General features: G+C 39.8%; 13 protein-coding genes. 8 read left to right on the top strand and 5 right to left on the bottom strand.

Going from position 1 to position 15915, the window contains the following annotated elements:
* Positions 1 to 92: 92 nt before the first annotated feature.
* A complete protein-coding gene (locus B6N13_RS15545) occupies positions 93 to 1349 on the top strand; it encodes a sensor domain-containing diguanylate cyclase (RefSeq protein WP_169459902.1) in 1257 nt (418 codons plus the stop codon).
* Here the strand turns inward: B6N13_RS15545 and B6N13_RS15540 are convergent.
* From B6N13_RS15540 to B6N13_RS15525, 4 genes are read right to left on the bottom strand one after another with little or no spacing between them, the layout of a single operon-like run.
* Positions 1342 to 2481 (bottom strand): ISAs1 family transposase, encoded by a 1140-nt coding sequence (locus tag B6N13_RS15540; RefSeq protein WP_168827634.1) that lies wholly within the window; start codon positions 2479 to 2481, stop codon positions 1342 to 1344. The genes B6N13_RS15545 and B6N13_RS15540 overlap by 8 nt on opposite strands.
* A gap of 10 nt (positions 2482 to 2491) precedes the next feature.
* On the bottom strand, positions 2492 to 4876 hold the full coding sequence (locus B6N13_RS15535; RefSeq protein ID WP_169459901.1) for an ATP-binding protein: 2385 nt from the start codon (positions 4874 to 4876) through the stop codon (positions 2492 to 2494).
* Between the two features lie 32 nt (positions 4877 to 4908).
* Positions 4909 to 5685: an avidin/streptavidin family protein gene (locus tag B6N13_RS15530; RefSeq protein ID WP_169459900.1), complete on the bottom strand. Its 777-nt coding sequence runs from the start codon at positions 5683 to 5685 to the stop codon at positions 4909 to 4911.
* A gap of 55 nt (positions 5686 to 5740) precedes the next feature.
* A complete protein-coding gene (locus tag B6N13_RS15525; protein WP_169459899.1) occupies positions 5741 to 6961 on the bottom strand; it encodes a pepsin-like aspartic protease in 1221 nt (406 codons plus the stop codon).
* Between the two features lie 93 nt (positions 6962 to 7054).
* Here B6N13_RS15525 and B6N13_RS15520 point away from each other — a divergent pair, with 93 nt between their 5' ends.
* Entirely contained in the window at positions 7055 to 7603 is a 549-nt protein-coding gene (locus B6N13_RS15520; protein WP_169459898.1) for a hypothetical protein, read from the top strand.
* Between the two features lie 19 nt (positions 7604 to 7622).
* Here B6N13_RS15520 and B6N13_RS15515 read toward each other — a convergent pair whose 3' ends face one another.
* Positions 7623 to 8171, bottom strand: a complete 549-nt coding sequence (locus B6N13_RS15515) for a lipocalin family protein (protein WP_169459897.1) — start codon at positions 8169 to 8171, stop codon at positions 7623 to 7625.
* A gap of 231 nt (positions 8172 to 8402) precedes the next feature.
* On the opposite strand from B6N13_RS15515, the gene B6N13_RS15510 reads away from it, so the two are divergent.
* The 6 genes from B6N13_RS15510 to B6N13_RS15485 all read left to right on the top strand — a co-directional run bounded on the left by B6N13_RS15510 (position 8403) and on the right by B6N13_RS15485 (position 15906).
* Complete coding sequence (locus B6N13_RS15510; RefSeq protein ID WP_248280355.1) at positions 8403 to 9737, top strand: glycoside hydrolase; 1335 nt, start codon at positions 8403 to 8405, stop codon at positions 9735 to 9737.
* A 243-nt stretch (positions 9738 to 9980) separates the two neighbouring features.
* Positions 9981 to 11591, top strand: coding sequence for an ABC transporter ATP-binding protein (locus B6N13_RS15505; protein ID WP_169459895.1), 1611 nt, complete (start codon positions 9981 to 9983; stop codon positions 11589 to 11591).
* A complete protein-coding gene (locus B6N13_RS15500) occupies positions 11588 to 13189 on the top strand; it encodes an ABC transporter ATP-binding protein (RefSeq protein ID WP_169459894.1) in 1602 nt (533 codons plus the stop codon). Before B6N13_RS15505 ends, B6N13_RS15500 begins: the two co-directional genes overlap by 4 nt.
* A gap of 70 nt (positions 13190 to 13259) precedes the next feature.
* Positions 13260 to 14201, top strand: coding sequence for an iron chelate uptake ABC transporter family permease subunit (locus tag B6N13_RS15495; RefSeq protein ID WP_169459893.1), 942 nt, complete (start codon positions 13260 to 13262; stop codon positions 14199 to 14201).
* The gene (locus B6N13_RS15490) at positions 14198 to 15148 is read left to right on the top strand and encodes an iron chelate uptake ABC transporter family permease subunit (protein WP_169459892.1); all 951 of its coding nucleotides are present in this window, start codon (positions 14198 to 14200) and stop codon (positions 15146 to 15148) included. The genes B6N13_RS15495 and B6N13_RS15490 overlap by 4 nt, the downstream gene beginning before the upstream one ends.
* Positions 15145 to 15906, top strand: coding sequence for an ATP-binding cassette domain-containing protein (locus B6N13_RS15485; RefSeq protein WP_169459891.1), 762 nt, complete (start codon positions 15145 to 15147; stop codon positions 15904 to 15906). Before B6N13_RS15490 ends, B6N13_RS15485 begins: the two co-directional genes overlap by 4 nt.
* The last annotated feature ends 9 nt before the right edge of the window (positions 15907 to 15915 follow it).

The raw sequence follows: 15915 nt of genomic DNA, 5'->3' as shown, positions 1-15915 counted from the left end.
CCGCTTATATTGTTTTTAGGTAAAGTGGCTTGTTGTTATGATGCAGTGATTTATAGCGGCCTTTTTGTTGGGAAAACATCGATGGGTAAACAATGATTTCTTTAAGAAACCATGTGAAAAATGGAAAAATGCATTACGTCGTTTTTTGTTTTGTTTTTTTATGTGGAATGGCTACGAGCCTTGCTATTTATTTGGAAGAACGCAAGCATGTTTACAGCGATCAAAAAGCTGTAGGGGAGCACTTTACTGAAAAACTAAATGATAGTTTGACGCAATATATAACGGGGGTATCTATCGCTGCTGCTCTTATTGAGTCTAGCAAAGGGGAGGTGACTGCTGGCTATTTTTCGCGTTTTGCTCAGAGAGTTATCACTACTCAAGGCATTAATTTATATTTTGCTCAGTATGTACCTGCCAGTAAAAAAAGCGAATACGAAATGCAGAAACGTATTTTGTTAGGTAATTATAATTTTAGAATTTATCCCGATGGTGATAGGTCTGAGTACATGCCCTTGACGTTAGGGTATCCAGATAAATTTACTTATGGTTATGACATTTTATCTTCGCAATACCGGAATCTTAGTTCGGTTATTCAGGCTCGTAATTCCTCTTCTGTCACTTTGTCCGAGCCGACATTTTCGCCTTTTTCTGATGCTAGTTTGAGTGCGGAGGCCGATACCTTCATTATCAGAAAGCCAATTTACTTATCTGTTGATGCGCGTTCTTATAAGTTAACAGACGATATAGGTTTTCATGGCATTATCGGTGCGTTTTTTAAAGTAGATAGCCTGTTTAAAGAAGTTAACTCCTTGGTTCGCCACGATTTCTATTACCGACTTGCCGATGTTTCTTCAGATAGTATGCTTTGGTTTGTCGACACGGCTGAACCTTCCTCATGGGAAGGTGTAAATTTTGATACGCACTATCTTTCTATTGCTGGACGTAAATGGCGAATTGATACTCGTTATACTGAAAACATTATGACTCGAATACATTGGTTTTTAGTTATTGCTCCCTTATTTGTATTTGGTTTTTTTGCGCTATTTTTAGCCTATTATTCACGTAAATTGTCCTTAACTTATTTCTCTATGCTTGATTCAATCAATAAGCGTATCGAGATTGACGAGCTGACCGGGTTGTTAAGTCGTTATCAAATACAGCTTGAACTAAATGAATTAATCGTAAGCTGTCAGGAAAAAGATAAGCAGTTAGCTGCGTTGATTTTGGATTTAGACCATTTCAAAACCATTAATGATGCCTTTGGCCATGAATTGGGGGATAAGTTACTGGTAAATGTGTCTAAGCGATTAGCGTCTATTTTGCAGGGCAAACGCACGAACATTATTTGATCAACCCCATCACCTTGAACAGATACGCATCATCCCAACCACAGGCCTTACGCTTGTTTTTGATACCCAGTTTTACACTGGTTTCCTGCTTTAGTAGGTTTAGAGCGATTTGTCGGGTGGTTGCTAGGTTTTCTGCCGCATAACCTTGCCTAGCTCGACACTGATCTTCCCCAAAAGAGACATCCAGAACCCAATGAAGCTGGTTTTCGACGCCCCAATGCTCGCGAGTGGCCTTTAATACTTCTTCTGCCGTCATCAGTTTGCTGGAAATAAAGTAACGAATATGGCTTCGGCCTCTTTCATTAGCAATACGATCTGACTGTATCGCGGCGATGGTTTGTACTTGCCATTCTGTTGCAATAGACAGAGACGACAAGTCCATCGTGGACCAGCATCGACGGTGCTCCTTGCGACCATGTGTTTCGTTTTGTTGCTCAAAAAAGTGCTCACTTAACGTGTCCTGTTTATGAGTTTCCCAGTAATGATCGAAATACCTAACAAGCTCTTTATGTAGCGTTTTCTGGTTACTTTTTACGGTAATTAAGTAATCAGCTTCTCTTTCAATGACTTTGGATACAATGTTTTTCTGACACCCCATCGCATCTATTGTGACCAAGCAGCCTTTGATAGCCAGTTGTTCCAATAGTTTAGGGATTGCTTTGATTTCATTAGACTTTTTATCGACCTTGTGTTGACCAAGAGACACGCTAGCCTGTGAAGCCCAAGCGTTCACCATGTGAATAGCTTGTTGTTTACTAGAACGCGACGCCCGTGCAGTTTTTCCGTCAATTGCGACAACGCCAGATAATGGGGTATCAATTAACATATCCTGCACCCAGCCACAGAACATTTCTCGATAACAGACCGGGTCCAACAGAGAAAATAAACGGTTAAAGGTGTCATGTGATGGGATGCCGCCTGGCAAGCGTAAAAACTGTTTGAACCAATCCTTTCGGGTGTCCGCAAAGAATTGAATCGACTCCCAGTCATCCGCACCACAAAGCAACGCGCAGGTAGTCATGAAAACCACTTCCCCTAAATCGTGGGTACATTTTGCTTGCTGGCGTGGGTCATTTAACAGCATCATACGGTCTAATAGAGTCATCGGCATCAAAAGGGAACGATCATTCATCAAACACGGATTAAATGCAAATGCAGCACACACTGTTCAGAAAATGTTCATGCGTTTGCCCTGTAACAGTAGCTGTCTCAAACTCAACGTTTTTCACATCATAAATTAAGTTTTCAATATCCAGAACATACTTACTACCGCGAACCATTTTGCGCAGTAAGCTGAAATGATTTTCTACAAAAAAATCTGATTTCTTTAATAATGGCACCATTTCTCTTAATTTATTTACTAAATTATTCTCGCTAAATTCTTCTATATTTTCACTTGGTTTGATCAAAGAAAAATAAGGTGTTAAAATAATAGCCAATTTATTAATCAACACCTTAACCATTCCTACTAGATGCTCTGTTCTTTCAGAACAAAAAAATTCATTTTTAATATTAATTTCTAATTCAGCGCAAAACACTGATATATTTGATGCTCCAATATAAGCAGCATTTGACTTTAATGAATGCATAATCACATCCAAATTAATACCTATACATTCAGCAGAAGAAAAATCTTTGTATCTATCATAAAAAGACAATATTAACTCAAGATACAAGTCCGCTTTACCATTTAGATTTTTTATCGCGTCATCTACATCTAATGTATCTATGGAGTACAACTTAGACAACACATCAGAATGCAATACCACCCATTCATGCATCACAAAACCATTCATTTTTAAGGGGTTATACTGATTATTTGTAACTAGGTGTTTTTGTAAAATTTTGTATAAATCAAATTTTTTAATTGGCTTATCTAAATGCGCATTCATACCAGCCTGTGCAGACTGTTTTTTTGCTTCATCCGAGACATGAGCTGTCATTGCAATTATAGGTATATCACCATAATTTGAAGACTGCCTAATTTTTCTAGAAGCGGTTAACCCATCCATAATCGGCATTTGAATATCCATCAAAACCAAATTATATTTTTTCTCTTCTAATTTCTTAATAGCCTCCTCACCATTTTCAACAACATCAACATTTATTAAGGTGTCGTCTAAATATCCTAAGACAACTTTTTGATTAATAATATTATCTTCTGCCAAAAGAACATTATATTGAGAAAGATCTGGGATACTTTCATCCTCTCTATACTCTTCCTTTATCACTTTTTCATTTAGTTTACTTTCATTTAAAAGCAATAAATCAGGGGCGATATTAAGAGGGAGAACAAAACTAAAAGTGGACCCTTGCCCTAATTCACTGTGCACCCAAATATCACCGTTCATCAGCGAGCAGAGTTGGCGAGAGATAGTTAAGCCTAAACCGGTCCCACCAAACTTACGAGTGACACTATCGTCAGCCTGATGAAATGATTGAAATAGTTGATCCAAATACGCTTTTGATATTCCAATACCAGTGTCAATTACATCGCATCTTAACAAAACAGATTTATCATCATTTTCATCAGTATACATGCGCACACAAACACCGCCTCGTTCGGTGAACTTAACAGCATTGGTAACAAGATTGACCAACACTTGCTGTATATGTAATGGATCACCTAATAGCATGGGCGGCAATGATGGAGAAATATCGACCGTCACTGTCAATTTTTTTTCTTCTGCTTTAATAGCATTCATATTGATAGCGTGCTGAACAATCGATTTAGGAGAAAAAGGCACCTCTTCTATGCCCATTTTTCCAGCCTCAATCTTCGAAAAATCTAATACATCATTAACAAGGCTCAGTAGGTTTTCACCAGAAGATAAAATAGTGTTGATATAGTCTTGTTGCTCATGATTTAAAGACGTTTTTAAAGCTAGGTGGCTTAATCCAATCACAGCATTAATTGGGGTGCGTATTTCATGGCTCATTCTGGCAACAAAGGAGGACTTTGCCTCCAATGACTCTTCTACTATGCGTTTTGCATTTTCTAATTCTTTGGTTCGCTCTTGTACCTTGCGATCCAATTCTTGGTTGATCGTTTCCAGTGCGGTGCTGTATTCTAGAAGTTTTTCATTAGCTTTTAACGCTACGGTTTCGGCCTCTTTTATTTTCGTAATATCACGACTTACGCCACATACAAAAATCGGCTTACCTAATGAATCAAAAATAGGAACAAACAAGGTATCAAAATAAATCTGACTACCGTCACCTCGCATACCAGCTTGTTCAATAGAAACAGGTTTTCCACCTTGCAATACTTGACGATAGGTAGAATAAACCTGCTCTGCCATTTCATCACCAAACTGCACTCGTAAGTTAAGACGATGTATCTCTGCTCCCTTTTCAAGACCCATTACGGCTTTAGACGCTGGATTATTGTCGTATAAAGAAAACTCATCACCATCTTCTACGGCCATGATAAACATCAAATCGGCTGAATAACGCCACATTTGTAGAAAACAATCGATTATAGTTTGATCATGCTCTTCTTTATTGAATGCATTACCTAAGCTCATTTGTTTTCCCTCACAATTTGATCATGACTCAACTATGATTTTTTCGTTAATTCCCAGTTTTCAGAGTTTGCCTGAAAGTAGGCCGCCTCAGCATTTGTGGAGTTGGCCAACCAACGAGAAAGAATCAAAGTATTAGCGTCTTGGCTTATACGACCGATAAGTGATATCGGTTGAGATGTCTTTAGCATATATCCACTTAAGCTAACACTTTGTAATATATTGTTATTATCTAAGGTATCTGTGAAACCAAGCATGCTTATTAGCTCACTTCCATATGCTAGCCAGCCGTTGACAACACCATATTCTTTATCCTGCAAAAACACCGTTAGCTGAATACTTTTTTCTTGGTTTACCCAAACGCCATTAATAGGATTAGCAAATTTCGCTTTTTCCTGTGCTATCGATTCAATATTTTTTGTCTTGATTTCATTAGAGCTAAAATATTTCTTGAAGATCAACTTATCGATGTAATCTCCTGGAACAAAAGCTTGATATTTGGTTGTCGTTACCAACGAATTCATTACCGTCATTTGGCCATCACTATCAAGCTGACCACAGTAGGTAGACACCCAATGAGAGCCTTCGTCAGGTTCTTCACCACCAATTGAACGCCAATAAATAGACAGTACTAATGGTTGTCCAGCAGCGTTAGTTGGGTTACTTGGCCGACAATATCCGATCACAAGATAAGTTCCAGTCGAGCCAGTATGAGATCCGTACTCTCCAAAAATAAAACCATCTTCATCGACTTCTAACGTCATCGTTGAACCATAACTATTTTCCCATGAGCCATTCAACATCAAAGACATGCATTACTCCTTTATGGTTAAAACATTTTTATCTATTCGCTAAAATCGGTAGACATCAATTGAAAATACGTGCCGGCTTATTTTGAGTTGTCACAATCACTTTGGGCCCCTTTTCTTTATTGAATATCCACATGCCAACAGGAATAATGCAATTCTCGCCTTCACGTTGAACTACTCTAAATTCATACACCGTATACAAATAATCCATCAATACAGAACCTACCAATGCGATATAATCAGCATTTTCCATTGGTTGAAATTGCGCAATAACTTCTCCTTTATTCTCACCAGCCTCAATCAATACATCGTACATGTCAGAGGTAACCACCAACTTTCCAACATTTCCACAATCCGTTTCTCCGATCTCAATCACCAGATCTTCTTTTGTTTTAGTCGCTATGTTGTAAAGCGTAGTCATTACATCCAAATCACCTTTGAACTGAGATGAGCCAGTATCCAAAGCAAAAAAATATGGCGTGCTAGTAATTGATTCAGGGGAAATAACCTGAGTATCACCAATAGATAAAGATGTGATCTTGCTGGTCCACAAATAAGGGGCACTGTATTTATCCCAAGGCAAAAATAGATACTCCCTATTCTCTCGATAATCTTGATTCAGCTGACCAAATTCCACTTGGCCACTCTTGTTATCGATATCTGTTAGAAATGTCACATAAGGACATGTCGAACTAACCACTCCTTGATCAAGCAAACTCTGAAAGAAATGAAATGATGTCGGTTCAGTTTTACTACTCGGAGTCATAGCTCGAAAAGATCGATACATAGAAAGAGAATCTGATAATTCCGTTGTGCTTGGAATACCTATGCCACCATCCCAGTCAAGCTCTCGAAACTGAACACCTTGATAAGACTGCGCTAAATACACATCCGACAGCAAAGATACTGAGCCACTCGTTGATTGTCCCAATGCTTCAGGTGTTAAGGTAAAAATATCCTTGCCCGTTTTCACCTCCATATTTCCCCACGGCCCAAAATTAACTTCAATTGTCTGCGAATTTACCCAAGAAAAACTGGATGATATTTGATAAGCAAACTCTTGGTTACCATAATGGTGACAAGTATCTACTTTGCATAAACTAGATGTCACCCAGATAAAGTCACTGCCTGTATCAAAAGAAAACTTCAATGCCTGCTCAGGCGTGCCGACCCCAACATAAGCATACCAAGGTGACGCACCATTATTCTGAAAAGGCCCTCTATCAAGAGAAACAGAAATTCCTTTACCCTCACCTATTACTGATAAAAATTTTTCCATACTTCCTCCAGAAAAACACAGTGTATAATTAAGCGTAATTACCATGAACGTACACAAAATGTATAACGAAAAACAAACAGGATCTGCAATCTAATGCGCATTTCGACCATTAAATACGGCGTTCTTTTACTAGGATGCTCCTTTGTAAGTCTAGTACATAGCAGTGATTTAATAGCCTTTGGAAAAGAGTGCTTGGCAAAAGAAGAGCGCTTAAATAAAGCAAAAAATAGATTAGAAGTGCTATCACTACAGTCTGAAAGAACACAAAGGAAAAATAGCCAATCGATAAATTACTTAGATCGCTATCAAACAGAGAAAGCCCAGCTCGAAACATCAATGATAGAATGCGCTGAAACTACACCAAATAGCGCATACTGCCATCAAGTTCGGCACAAATATAATGAATTAACTTATCTAATTCAGCGAGTAAAAGCAGAAGCCATGGATAATAATTTTGGCGGTTATGACGCAACAATCAATTATGAGATAACAAGAAACAATTTCAATCAACGCTATGACGACTTTCTCACCTTATGTCGAGACTCCAATATGCACTATGCTCTTATTCAAAACCCCACAGCTTACACTGAAGTTTGCTCAACTCCTGAAGCAAAGGAATCGATTACCTGCACTCTTTTCTAAAAATGTATAGCAGGAAAAGCTAACTGCCTGGCACATTGCTACTTTGCATTACGTTAACCAACTTATTCATAGGGAAGCCTAACGCTTCCGCTTTAGCTAATAATCGGCGCTTAACGTCTTCAGGCATAGTAGGAGTGCGAGACAACAGCCAGAAATAGTCTCGACTAGGCCCAGATATCATGGCGTATTGATAGTTTTTTTGATCTAGCTCAAAAATCACATACGCACCATAAAACGGTCCAAAAAAAGAGACTTTCAAATGGCCGACGTCAGAAGAATTGACAAAATAGGCGCGGCCTTCTGCTTCCCGCCATTTTTTATCTTCCGCAGAATAACCACGATTCAACACTGCAACACCTCCATCATCACGCATAGAATAAGTCGCTGTTACATTAGACAAACCTTCTTCAAAAGCATGATCTTGACGCACAATTTCATACCAAGTGCCTAAATAACGCTCCACTTGAAATTGCGTTACGGGATCAATATTTTTTGGAGCACTAGTGCAACCAGTTAATAAAGTGCAGCCTGCCAACAAAATCGTCATCATCCAAACCGGTACTTTCATCTTAGTGTCCTTTATAAAAAATCGGGGCATTTAGAGCATCATACAAATGTCACACTTTTATTGCAGTCTAGCAAAACCTTTTGAGAAGGATGACAACTCTTGTTTTATTCTAGATTGCAAAGACAACACAACATTCGCCAAAATAAATTGCTTGTCGTTAATCTTAACAGCACGACACCTGTTACAACCATAGACCCAAGATACTTATCTTTCTCAATTGATATATCCGTCTTGGCTGGCGGTTTCTGGTGGGAAGGGAGTAAGGGAACGCAACGAGGACTTGGTACTCAACGGGTTGATCCTCTCAACTTACAACAGGAAAAACTCGATTTATTAGTTCAAGCTCTCGGCCCCGCCTATATTCGTGTAGGCGGCTCTGAAGCAGATAAAGTACATTACTTTACGAGTGCTAACGTCCCAACTAATAGCAATTCAGACGCACTTACGGTCACCAAAGAGATGTGGCACCAGCTTCATGACTTTTGCCAACGCAATGGTTTAGCCCTCATGTTTACCATGAAATATGGTCTGTTTGAACGACGTCAACAAGGAACATGGCAATCAACCGAAGTTAAAGACTTATTAGTACATAGCCAAACTCATGGACAAATTATCGATATTTGTGAGCTGGGCAATGAACTCAATGCATATTGGGCGTTTCATGGTTTAACCTCTCAACCAAGTGCAAAAAACCTCGCCAAAGACTATGACACTTTTATTCGCTGCGTTCGACAACACAGCCCCAATAGCAAAATTGCTGGTCCTGGCAGTGCATTCTGGCCAAGAATCGGCGAAGCCATCAAACCACTCAGTAATATCTCCGCGCCATTTTTAGATAATCTAGAAGAACCACTCGATATAGTTGATTGGCATTATTACCCGTTTCAAAGCAACCGGTCTCCAGTCAAAACTCGCGCGGCAACAATCAAAAACATTCTCTCTCCAAGTTCTCTAATGGATTATGAAAGATATTCGAGACAGCTAGAAAAGCTCCGCAATCAATATCAACCTAATGCTCAACTTTGGACCGGAGAAACTGGATCGGCTCAGTGCGGTGGGCAAGCCAAACTATCAGATCGTTTTATATCCTGTTTTTGGTGGGCTGATCAACTTGGTCGAGGCGCAAGAATCGGCCAGAAGGTCATGATAAGACAAAGTCTAATCGGCGGTGACTACGCCCTTATTAATCGACAAACGTTAAAACCAAATCCAGATTATTGGGTCAGCTGGTTATGGGGGAAGCTCATAGGAGAACACGTTTTTGACGTGCAAAGTAACGACCCATTTGTGCAGATTTACTGCCATAGCGCAAAAAAAGAAGGCAAATGCACCCTACTCATTATCAATATGTCAGCCAATCCAAAAATTCTTCACTGCAACGGCTTTGGCTCAAAAAAGAAGCGCTTTGAAATTACCGCAGACTCCCTCACATCAAAAAAGATCCGCATCAACGGAGTCAAACCCAAATTTAGAAATGGAAAAATCAAACTTAGTGATTTCCCCAGGCTTTCTAAACTTAATCTAGTCAGCCCCTACAGCATTAATTTTTGGTGTTTTACTTTGTAGTTTTTATCAACACACAAAACAAGCACAATATTGATAACCATTATCAATAACGCTATCATTAGTCATTACATAACCAATCTACTAATCAACAAGCTCATAACAAAGAAAAAAAACATCTTCTTAGAATGCTGCTTAATCTTAATAATTTGGCACCAACATCAGCCAAACCTAAGATAACAGAGTTAATAAAGATAAGGTTGTAAACCTTATGAAACAACTAAATTATGGACAATTGAGGCTAACATGAGCAAACCAAACTTACGCTGTCTTATTACTAACCCATTGATAGGATTAACATTACAACCAGCATTGCCTAAGCTTCTTGCTGGGACGCTTTTATCATCCTTATCTGGCTTAGCCACGCTCGCAGCCTTTTGGTGCATGGTTCAATTGATTAGCGATATATCTGCTTATTGGGTTATTACTGCGATAATATTGTGGCTTTTAAGTGCTGCATTTTCAGCCTCAGCTTCATGGCTTGCACACGATGCCGAGGCCGCATTTTCAGGAAAGTTACGTCGTCAAGTTGCCAATCACCTTACTCGCTTACCTGCATCAACACTGTCTGGACAAGGTGACCAGAGCTTAAGAAGCCTTGTTTCAGATGATATTGCAAAACTACATCATATGGTGGCTCATTTACCTTCAGAAATTGCTAACTTAGCAGTCTTACCATTAGCCTCTATTACTTTATTAATTAGCATGGTTGGTCCTGAAACACTCTGGGTGTTATTACCAGGCCTTATTGCCTCATTATATTATCTCGTAGTAGTACCACGTATTACTGCTCGCGATGGAGCTGCACGCATGAAGGTTATGGGTGAGGTGATATCTGCAGTTGACGATTACGCGCGCGGCATTAGAGTAAATAGAATATATGGGCGTCAATCTGGAGCTTTAGCCACTTATCATGATTCAGCGGAACGTTTTACTAACAGCATGGTTATGTGGGTAAGTAAAGTCGCAACATTTGCAGGGATTGCCGTAGCATTACTACAAGCTGTCGCGACGTTTGCTATTGCCTATTTAGTGTCTTATGACCAAAACACTATAATATTAGCCGCAACATTATTTTTCAGCTTAGCAATTGTGACACCCGCTTTGCGGCTCGGACATGGACTTGATTATGTAAGTACGGGGAAATCAGCAATGGGGAGAATAATAAAGCTGCTGCAGACGCCTGCATTACCAACAGGTCAATTAACACAGTTAGGTACTCCACCTATACTTGCAATTAAAGATGCTGAATACTCTATAGGCAAAGTCAAGACTCTTGATAAACTAAACTATATTTTTGAACCCAGCACTATGACTGCAATCACTGGTCCAAGTGGTGCAGGAAAAACAACCCTCTTGCGCATTTTAGCAGGGCTTGAACCTCTGCAAAAAGGGCACATTCAGCTGGCCCAAACAGACATTTCTCAACTAGATGAACAAGTTCGACACGAAACCTTCCTACTCATACCGCAAGGTGCTGATGTACTACCCGCAACCGTAAAAGAAAATTTAAGATTATCAGCCCCAAATGCTACTGATGAACAACTAAAATCAGCCCTTATAACAGCACAGTTGGACATCGATTTAAATACAGATGCTCAAATACTATCAGGTGGTGAGCGACAGCGAATAGGTATTGCAAGAGTATTTCTATCTCCAGCACCTGTGATATTACTTGATGAACCAACCAGCGCTTTAGATCAAATAAAGGCAACTAAATTAATTGAATCTCTAGAACACTTAGCTCGAAATCAAGACAAAACTATTATTATTGTTACGCACGATAAAGCCTTAGCAACCAAAGCAAGTGCTCACCTTGAATTGAAGCGTAAAACTGCATCAGGAGAGTTATTATGAGCATTGCAGTAAATACACCAGACAAAAAAACAATAGCTATATTGCCACCCATCGCACGTAGGCGATTAATTACTGTTAGTATTGGCTGGATATTAGTAGCCGCATTAGAAGCAATTGCTTACACTATTTTGGCTCTTGGGATTATCAACTATTGGCCACCTAAATGGATTTTAATCAGCGCTGGCGCTGCTGTTTTCGCAACAGTTTTAGTGAACCGTTTAGGCTATTTAACAGGGGTTAGACTCGCTGGCGATTTATATGCAGCATTAGGGCAATCTCTTGCTCGGACTAAATTATCTTGGTTTACCAATGATCATCGAGCACAAATAGCCCACATTGCTGGGCAAGGTATTCCTGGATTTATGAGCATCCCAGCTCACCAACTCCAAAATTTTCTTCATGCACCATGCATTCCTCTATTTCTAATATTCGGTATATATGTTCTTGTGAGTCTAGATGTAGCCCTAGTTGCCGCCGCATTACTTACATTATCATTGATCACACAATTCTTATCTCAGAAAGCACTTGGACATGCAGATGCAAGGCGACATGATACAGAAGCAAAAACATCAGAAGCAACTATTGAATTAGTTGATCATATTGAGCTATTACGAACAGCAGCAGGACCCGTACGAACAATAGAACGAATTGAGCATCGCTGGAAAAATCAGGAAAAGGCGTTAATCAAAACTAATAAAGCGGCTGCTTTCGCCGTATTTATTTCTTCGTTAGCAAGCATAATGCCTATAGCAGGAATGGCTGCATATTTGATATTTACTGGATTTAATAGCCCTACAGCCATATTAGCACTCCTAATCATGATTAGCCGTGCCGCAGCCCCTCTTGGCGACTTGGCAACAGCAGGATTAAGCATTAATGACCTACGAGCTTCATTAAATAATTATAAGGCCGCTACAAACACACCAATATTGCCCGAGCCTACTACTGCACAGGCAAACGTACAGCATGCATCAGATAACCACCATATTTCAGTTCAAGGTGTAAGCTATGCTCCTATGCTAAACAATATCAATGTAAACATTTCGATTGGCAGCAGAGTATTAGTGACAGGTCCTAGTGGTAGCGGCAAGAGCACCCTACTTGAACTTCTAATGAGGTTTGATGATCCCACACAAGGTCATATTACAATTAATGGAATTAAACTAAATGAAATGACCTATGATGAACTGGCTTCTAATATCGCTTTTGTGCCACAGGATCCTATCGTATTTACAGGAACTTTAGCTGATAATATTCGCATTGGTAAGCCAGATGCTTCAGATAAAGAAATCGAAGATATTGCGAAAAAATCTACACTCAGCTCTATAATTGATCGTTCACCTGATGGCATACATCAATCAATTGGCCAGCAAGGTAGCGCGTTATCAGGAGGTGAACGCCAACGTGTAGCATTGGCTCGCGCCCTAATCAAAAACGCTCCCATCTTAATATTAGACGAAGCAACAGCAGCGCTAGATGAGGCAACAGAACAGGAAATTATTAACGTAATTCATGATCTATCTGCGACCATCATTTTTGTAACTCATAGAGACCCATCTATTTGGCAACCCACACAGTCTATTTATTTAAATAGTTAATGCCATTTATTCCATGAAAAAGCACTAATACTTTTTAAAAAACGCCTCTTTCAAGTGAAGAATACTTCTCATGATATTACGCTTATCAGCTTTGTTTGTGATGCTATGTATAGCATCACTTATGATTGGAGCCCAGCAATTAGTGTGGTCCGATTTATTTGATTCATCTAAAGACGCTTGGCTAACTCTTACCGCCAGCCGTCTACCAAGATTAATTGCCTTAATACTGACAGGTATAGGATTAGCCATTAGCGGTGTCATCTTGCAGCATATAGTGCGTAACAAATTTGTTGAGCCAGCTACTTCTGGAGGGCTAGATGCCGCCAAACTTGGGCTACTGATCTCGCTGACTATGCTTCCTGGGGCCAGCACAAGCTCTAAAATGATATTTGCTATGCTCTTTTGTTTAGCCGCAAGCCTCTTGTTTATTTTCATTATTAATCGTATTGAATTCAAAAACACCGTACTTATCCCAGTGTTAGGTCTAATGTATGGCAGCGTATTAAGCTCAATAGCGGAGTTTTATGCCTATAAAAATAATATCCTCCAGAGCATGCAAGGATGGTTATTAGGTGATTTCTCTAGAGTGGTGCAGGAGCATTACGAGCTCATTTATATCATCTTGCCCGTCATCATCTTAGCTTACCTTTACGCCCACCGTTTTACCGTATTAGGCATGGGTGAAGAGATGGCTTCAAGCTTAGGGCTTGGCTACGCCAGCACAGCAGCCATCGGCCTAATACTTGTGGCTGTTACCGTAGCAGCCACAGTTATCACGGTTGGCAGTATTCCATTTGTGGGTCTGGTTATTCCAAATTTGGTTGCCCTAAAGTACGGAGAAAAATTATCGCGAACACTACCTATCGTCGCTTTAGGTGGCGCATGCTTACTTATCCTTTGCGATATTTTGGGACGCTTAATCATTTACCCATTTGAAGTCCCTATTGGCTTAACAGCCGGAGGCATAGGTGGAGTGATGTTCCTCATCTTAATATTGAGGGGGATCAAATGAGTACAAGTTTGAAAATTTGGGGGACATTGCTATTCACCTTACTACTGATGTGCTTTTTTATTTTAATCGGGTCAGATCTCGACTTTAATTACATCATTCCTAAGCGTTTATTGCGTCTTGCAACCATTCTTCTTGGCAGTATTTGCCTAGCCGTATCAGCGGTTTTATTCCAGACCATTGTTGGTAATCGAATTCTATCGCCATCAATAATGGGGTATGAGTCCGTTTATTTGTTATGGCAGGCCGTATTGCTATTCATGTTAGGCGCTCACGGACTAACCATCTTGAGTGTTAGTGGTAACTTTGCCATATCAATTACGATCATGCTGTTCTACTCATGGGCTCTGCATTTTTGGCTTTTGCCTCGGTGTAAAAACAACATCTTCATGTTATTACTATTTGGATTAGTACTGACAACCGTTATCACAACGGCAACACAATTTATTCAGCTTAGCATTAGCCCAGGGGAGTTTTCTATTTTCCAAGGCTTAAGCTATACCTCCTTTAATCGCTCAAAACCTGAAACTCTTTTATACGGCGCTTTTATAGTAGCCGTTTGCTTGTGGATGGGCAGAAAGACACTCCCCATATTAGATGTCATGTCACTTGGTAAAGAACAATCCATATCTCTTGGGGTCGATCACGCTAAATACATCAGTTTATATTTGGCTCTAATTGCTGTGCTGGTTGCAATATCGACAAGCTTAATTGGCCCTACCGGTTTTATGGGAATCTTCATTGCCAATATAGCTTATGTACTCGCAGGAAGTAATAAACACAGAACAGTCATTCCCATCGCTGTTACGGTTTCCCTGATTATATTTTTAGTAGCTCAACTCTTCGTTGAGCATGTATTTAACTATAAAACTAGCGTCAGCATTCTTATCAATCTTGTTTGTGGAGTCTACTTCCTTGCACTGATTGCTCGCACTAGAGGAACCACATGATAACTGTTCATAACCTTCATAAAACCTATGGCACAAAACCGGTAGTTACAGACATCAGTCTGGAATTTCCGACGGCTGGCATCACCTCTTTGATTGGACCGAATGGTGCGGGTAAATCAACGCTTCTAATGATGATAGCCAAACTACTCGAACCAAGTAGCGGTCACATCGCTTTAAATGGCCAGAAAGTAAACAATATAAAAACAGCGGAATACGCTCACCGAGTTGCCACACTTCGTCAGTCTCCAGGTTTTAATCTACGGCTAACAGTAGAAGAGCTCATTTCATTTGGGCGCTTCCCTTACAGCAGAGGACACCTAACTCAAGAAGATAGAGACATTATTGAAGAATCAATCGAATTTTTAGAGCTGGAAGCTATACGAAACGCTTATTTAGATGAATTAAGTGGCGGACAACGACAAATGGCTTTCTTGGCGATGACGGTAGCCCAAAAGACAGATATTTTACTGCTGGATGAACCCCTAAATAACCTAGATATGAAGCATGCAGTTCAGATAATGCAAGCCCTTCGTCGCCTATGTGATGAGCAAGGACGTACCGTGCTTCTAGTCATTCACGACATCAACTTCGCTGCAAACTACTCAGACCATATTGTCGCTTTAAAAAATGGCACGCTGAAATTTAATGGTAGTTCTGAGCAAGTAATAACAGAAAACAATCTAAAAGCTTTGTACGACCTGGATTTTGAGGTCATTCGAAATAAGCGTGGTTGCCTATGCAACTACTTCAATCTGTAAGGAGAAAAA

Origin of the sequence: Marinomonas sp. UCMA 3892 (assembly GCF_012726345.1) — a bacterium.
GTDB lineage: Bacteria > Pseudomonadota > Gammaproteobacteria > Pseudomonadales > Marinomonadaceae > Marinomonas.
The sequence above is the reverse complement of the archived record's forward strand: the minus strand, read 5'-3'. Positions and strand labels throughout refer to the sequence as shown.

Excerpts from the sequence above, each read along its gene's own strand:
- B6N13_RS15545 (WP_169459902.1), top strand. The coding sequence starts at position 93 with ATGATTTCTTTAAGAAACCATGTGAAAAATGGAAAAATGCATTACGTC.
- B6N13_RS15540 (WP_168827634.1), bottom strand. The coding sequence starts at position 2,481 with ATGAATGATCGTTCCCTTTTGATGCCGATGACTCTATTAGACCGTATG.
- B6N13_RS15535 (WP_169459901.1), bottom strand. The coding sequence starts at position 4,876 with ATGAGCTTAGGTAATGCATTCAATAAAGAAGAGCATGATCAAACTATA.
- B6N13_RS15530 (WP_169459900.1), bottom strand. The coding sequence starts at position 5,685 with ATGTCTTTGATGTTGAATGGCTCATGGGAAAATAGTTATGGTTCAACG.
- B6N13_RS15525 (WP_169459899.1), bottom strand. The coding sequence starts at position 6,961 with ATGGAAAAATTTTTATCAGTAATAGGTGAGGGTAAAGGAATTTCTGTT.
- B6N13_RS15520 (WP_169459898.1), top strand. The coding sequence starts at position 7,055 with ATGCGCATTTCGACCATTAAATACGGCGTTCTTTTACTAGGATGCTCC.
- B6N13_RS15515 (WP_169459897.1), bottom strand. The coding sequence starts at position 8,171 with ATGAAAGTACCGGTTTGGATGATGACGATTTTGTTGGCAGGCTGCACT.
- B6N13_RS15505 (WP_169459895.1), top strand. The coding sequence starts at position 9,981 with ATGAGCAAACCAAACTTACGCTGTCTTATTACTAACCCATTGATAGGA.
- B6N13_RS15500 (WP_169459894.1), top strand. The coding sequence starts at position 11,588 with ATGAGCATTGCAGTAAATACACCAGACAAAAAAACAATAGCTATATTG.
- B6N13_RS15495 (WP_169459893.1), top strand. The coding sequence starts at position 13,260 with ATGATATTACGCTTATCAGCTTTGTTTGTGATGCTATGTATAGCATCA.
- B6N13_RS15490 (WP_169459892.1), top strand. The coding sequence starts at position 14,198 with ATGAGTACAAGTTTGAAAATTTGGGGGACATTGCTATTCACCTTACTA.
- B6N13_RS15485 (WP_169459891.1), top strand. The coding sequence starts at position 15,145 with ATGATAACTGTTCATAACCTTCATAAAACCTATGGCACAAAACCGGTA.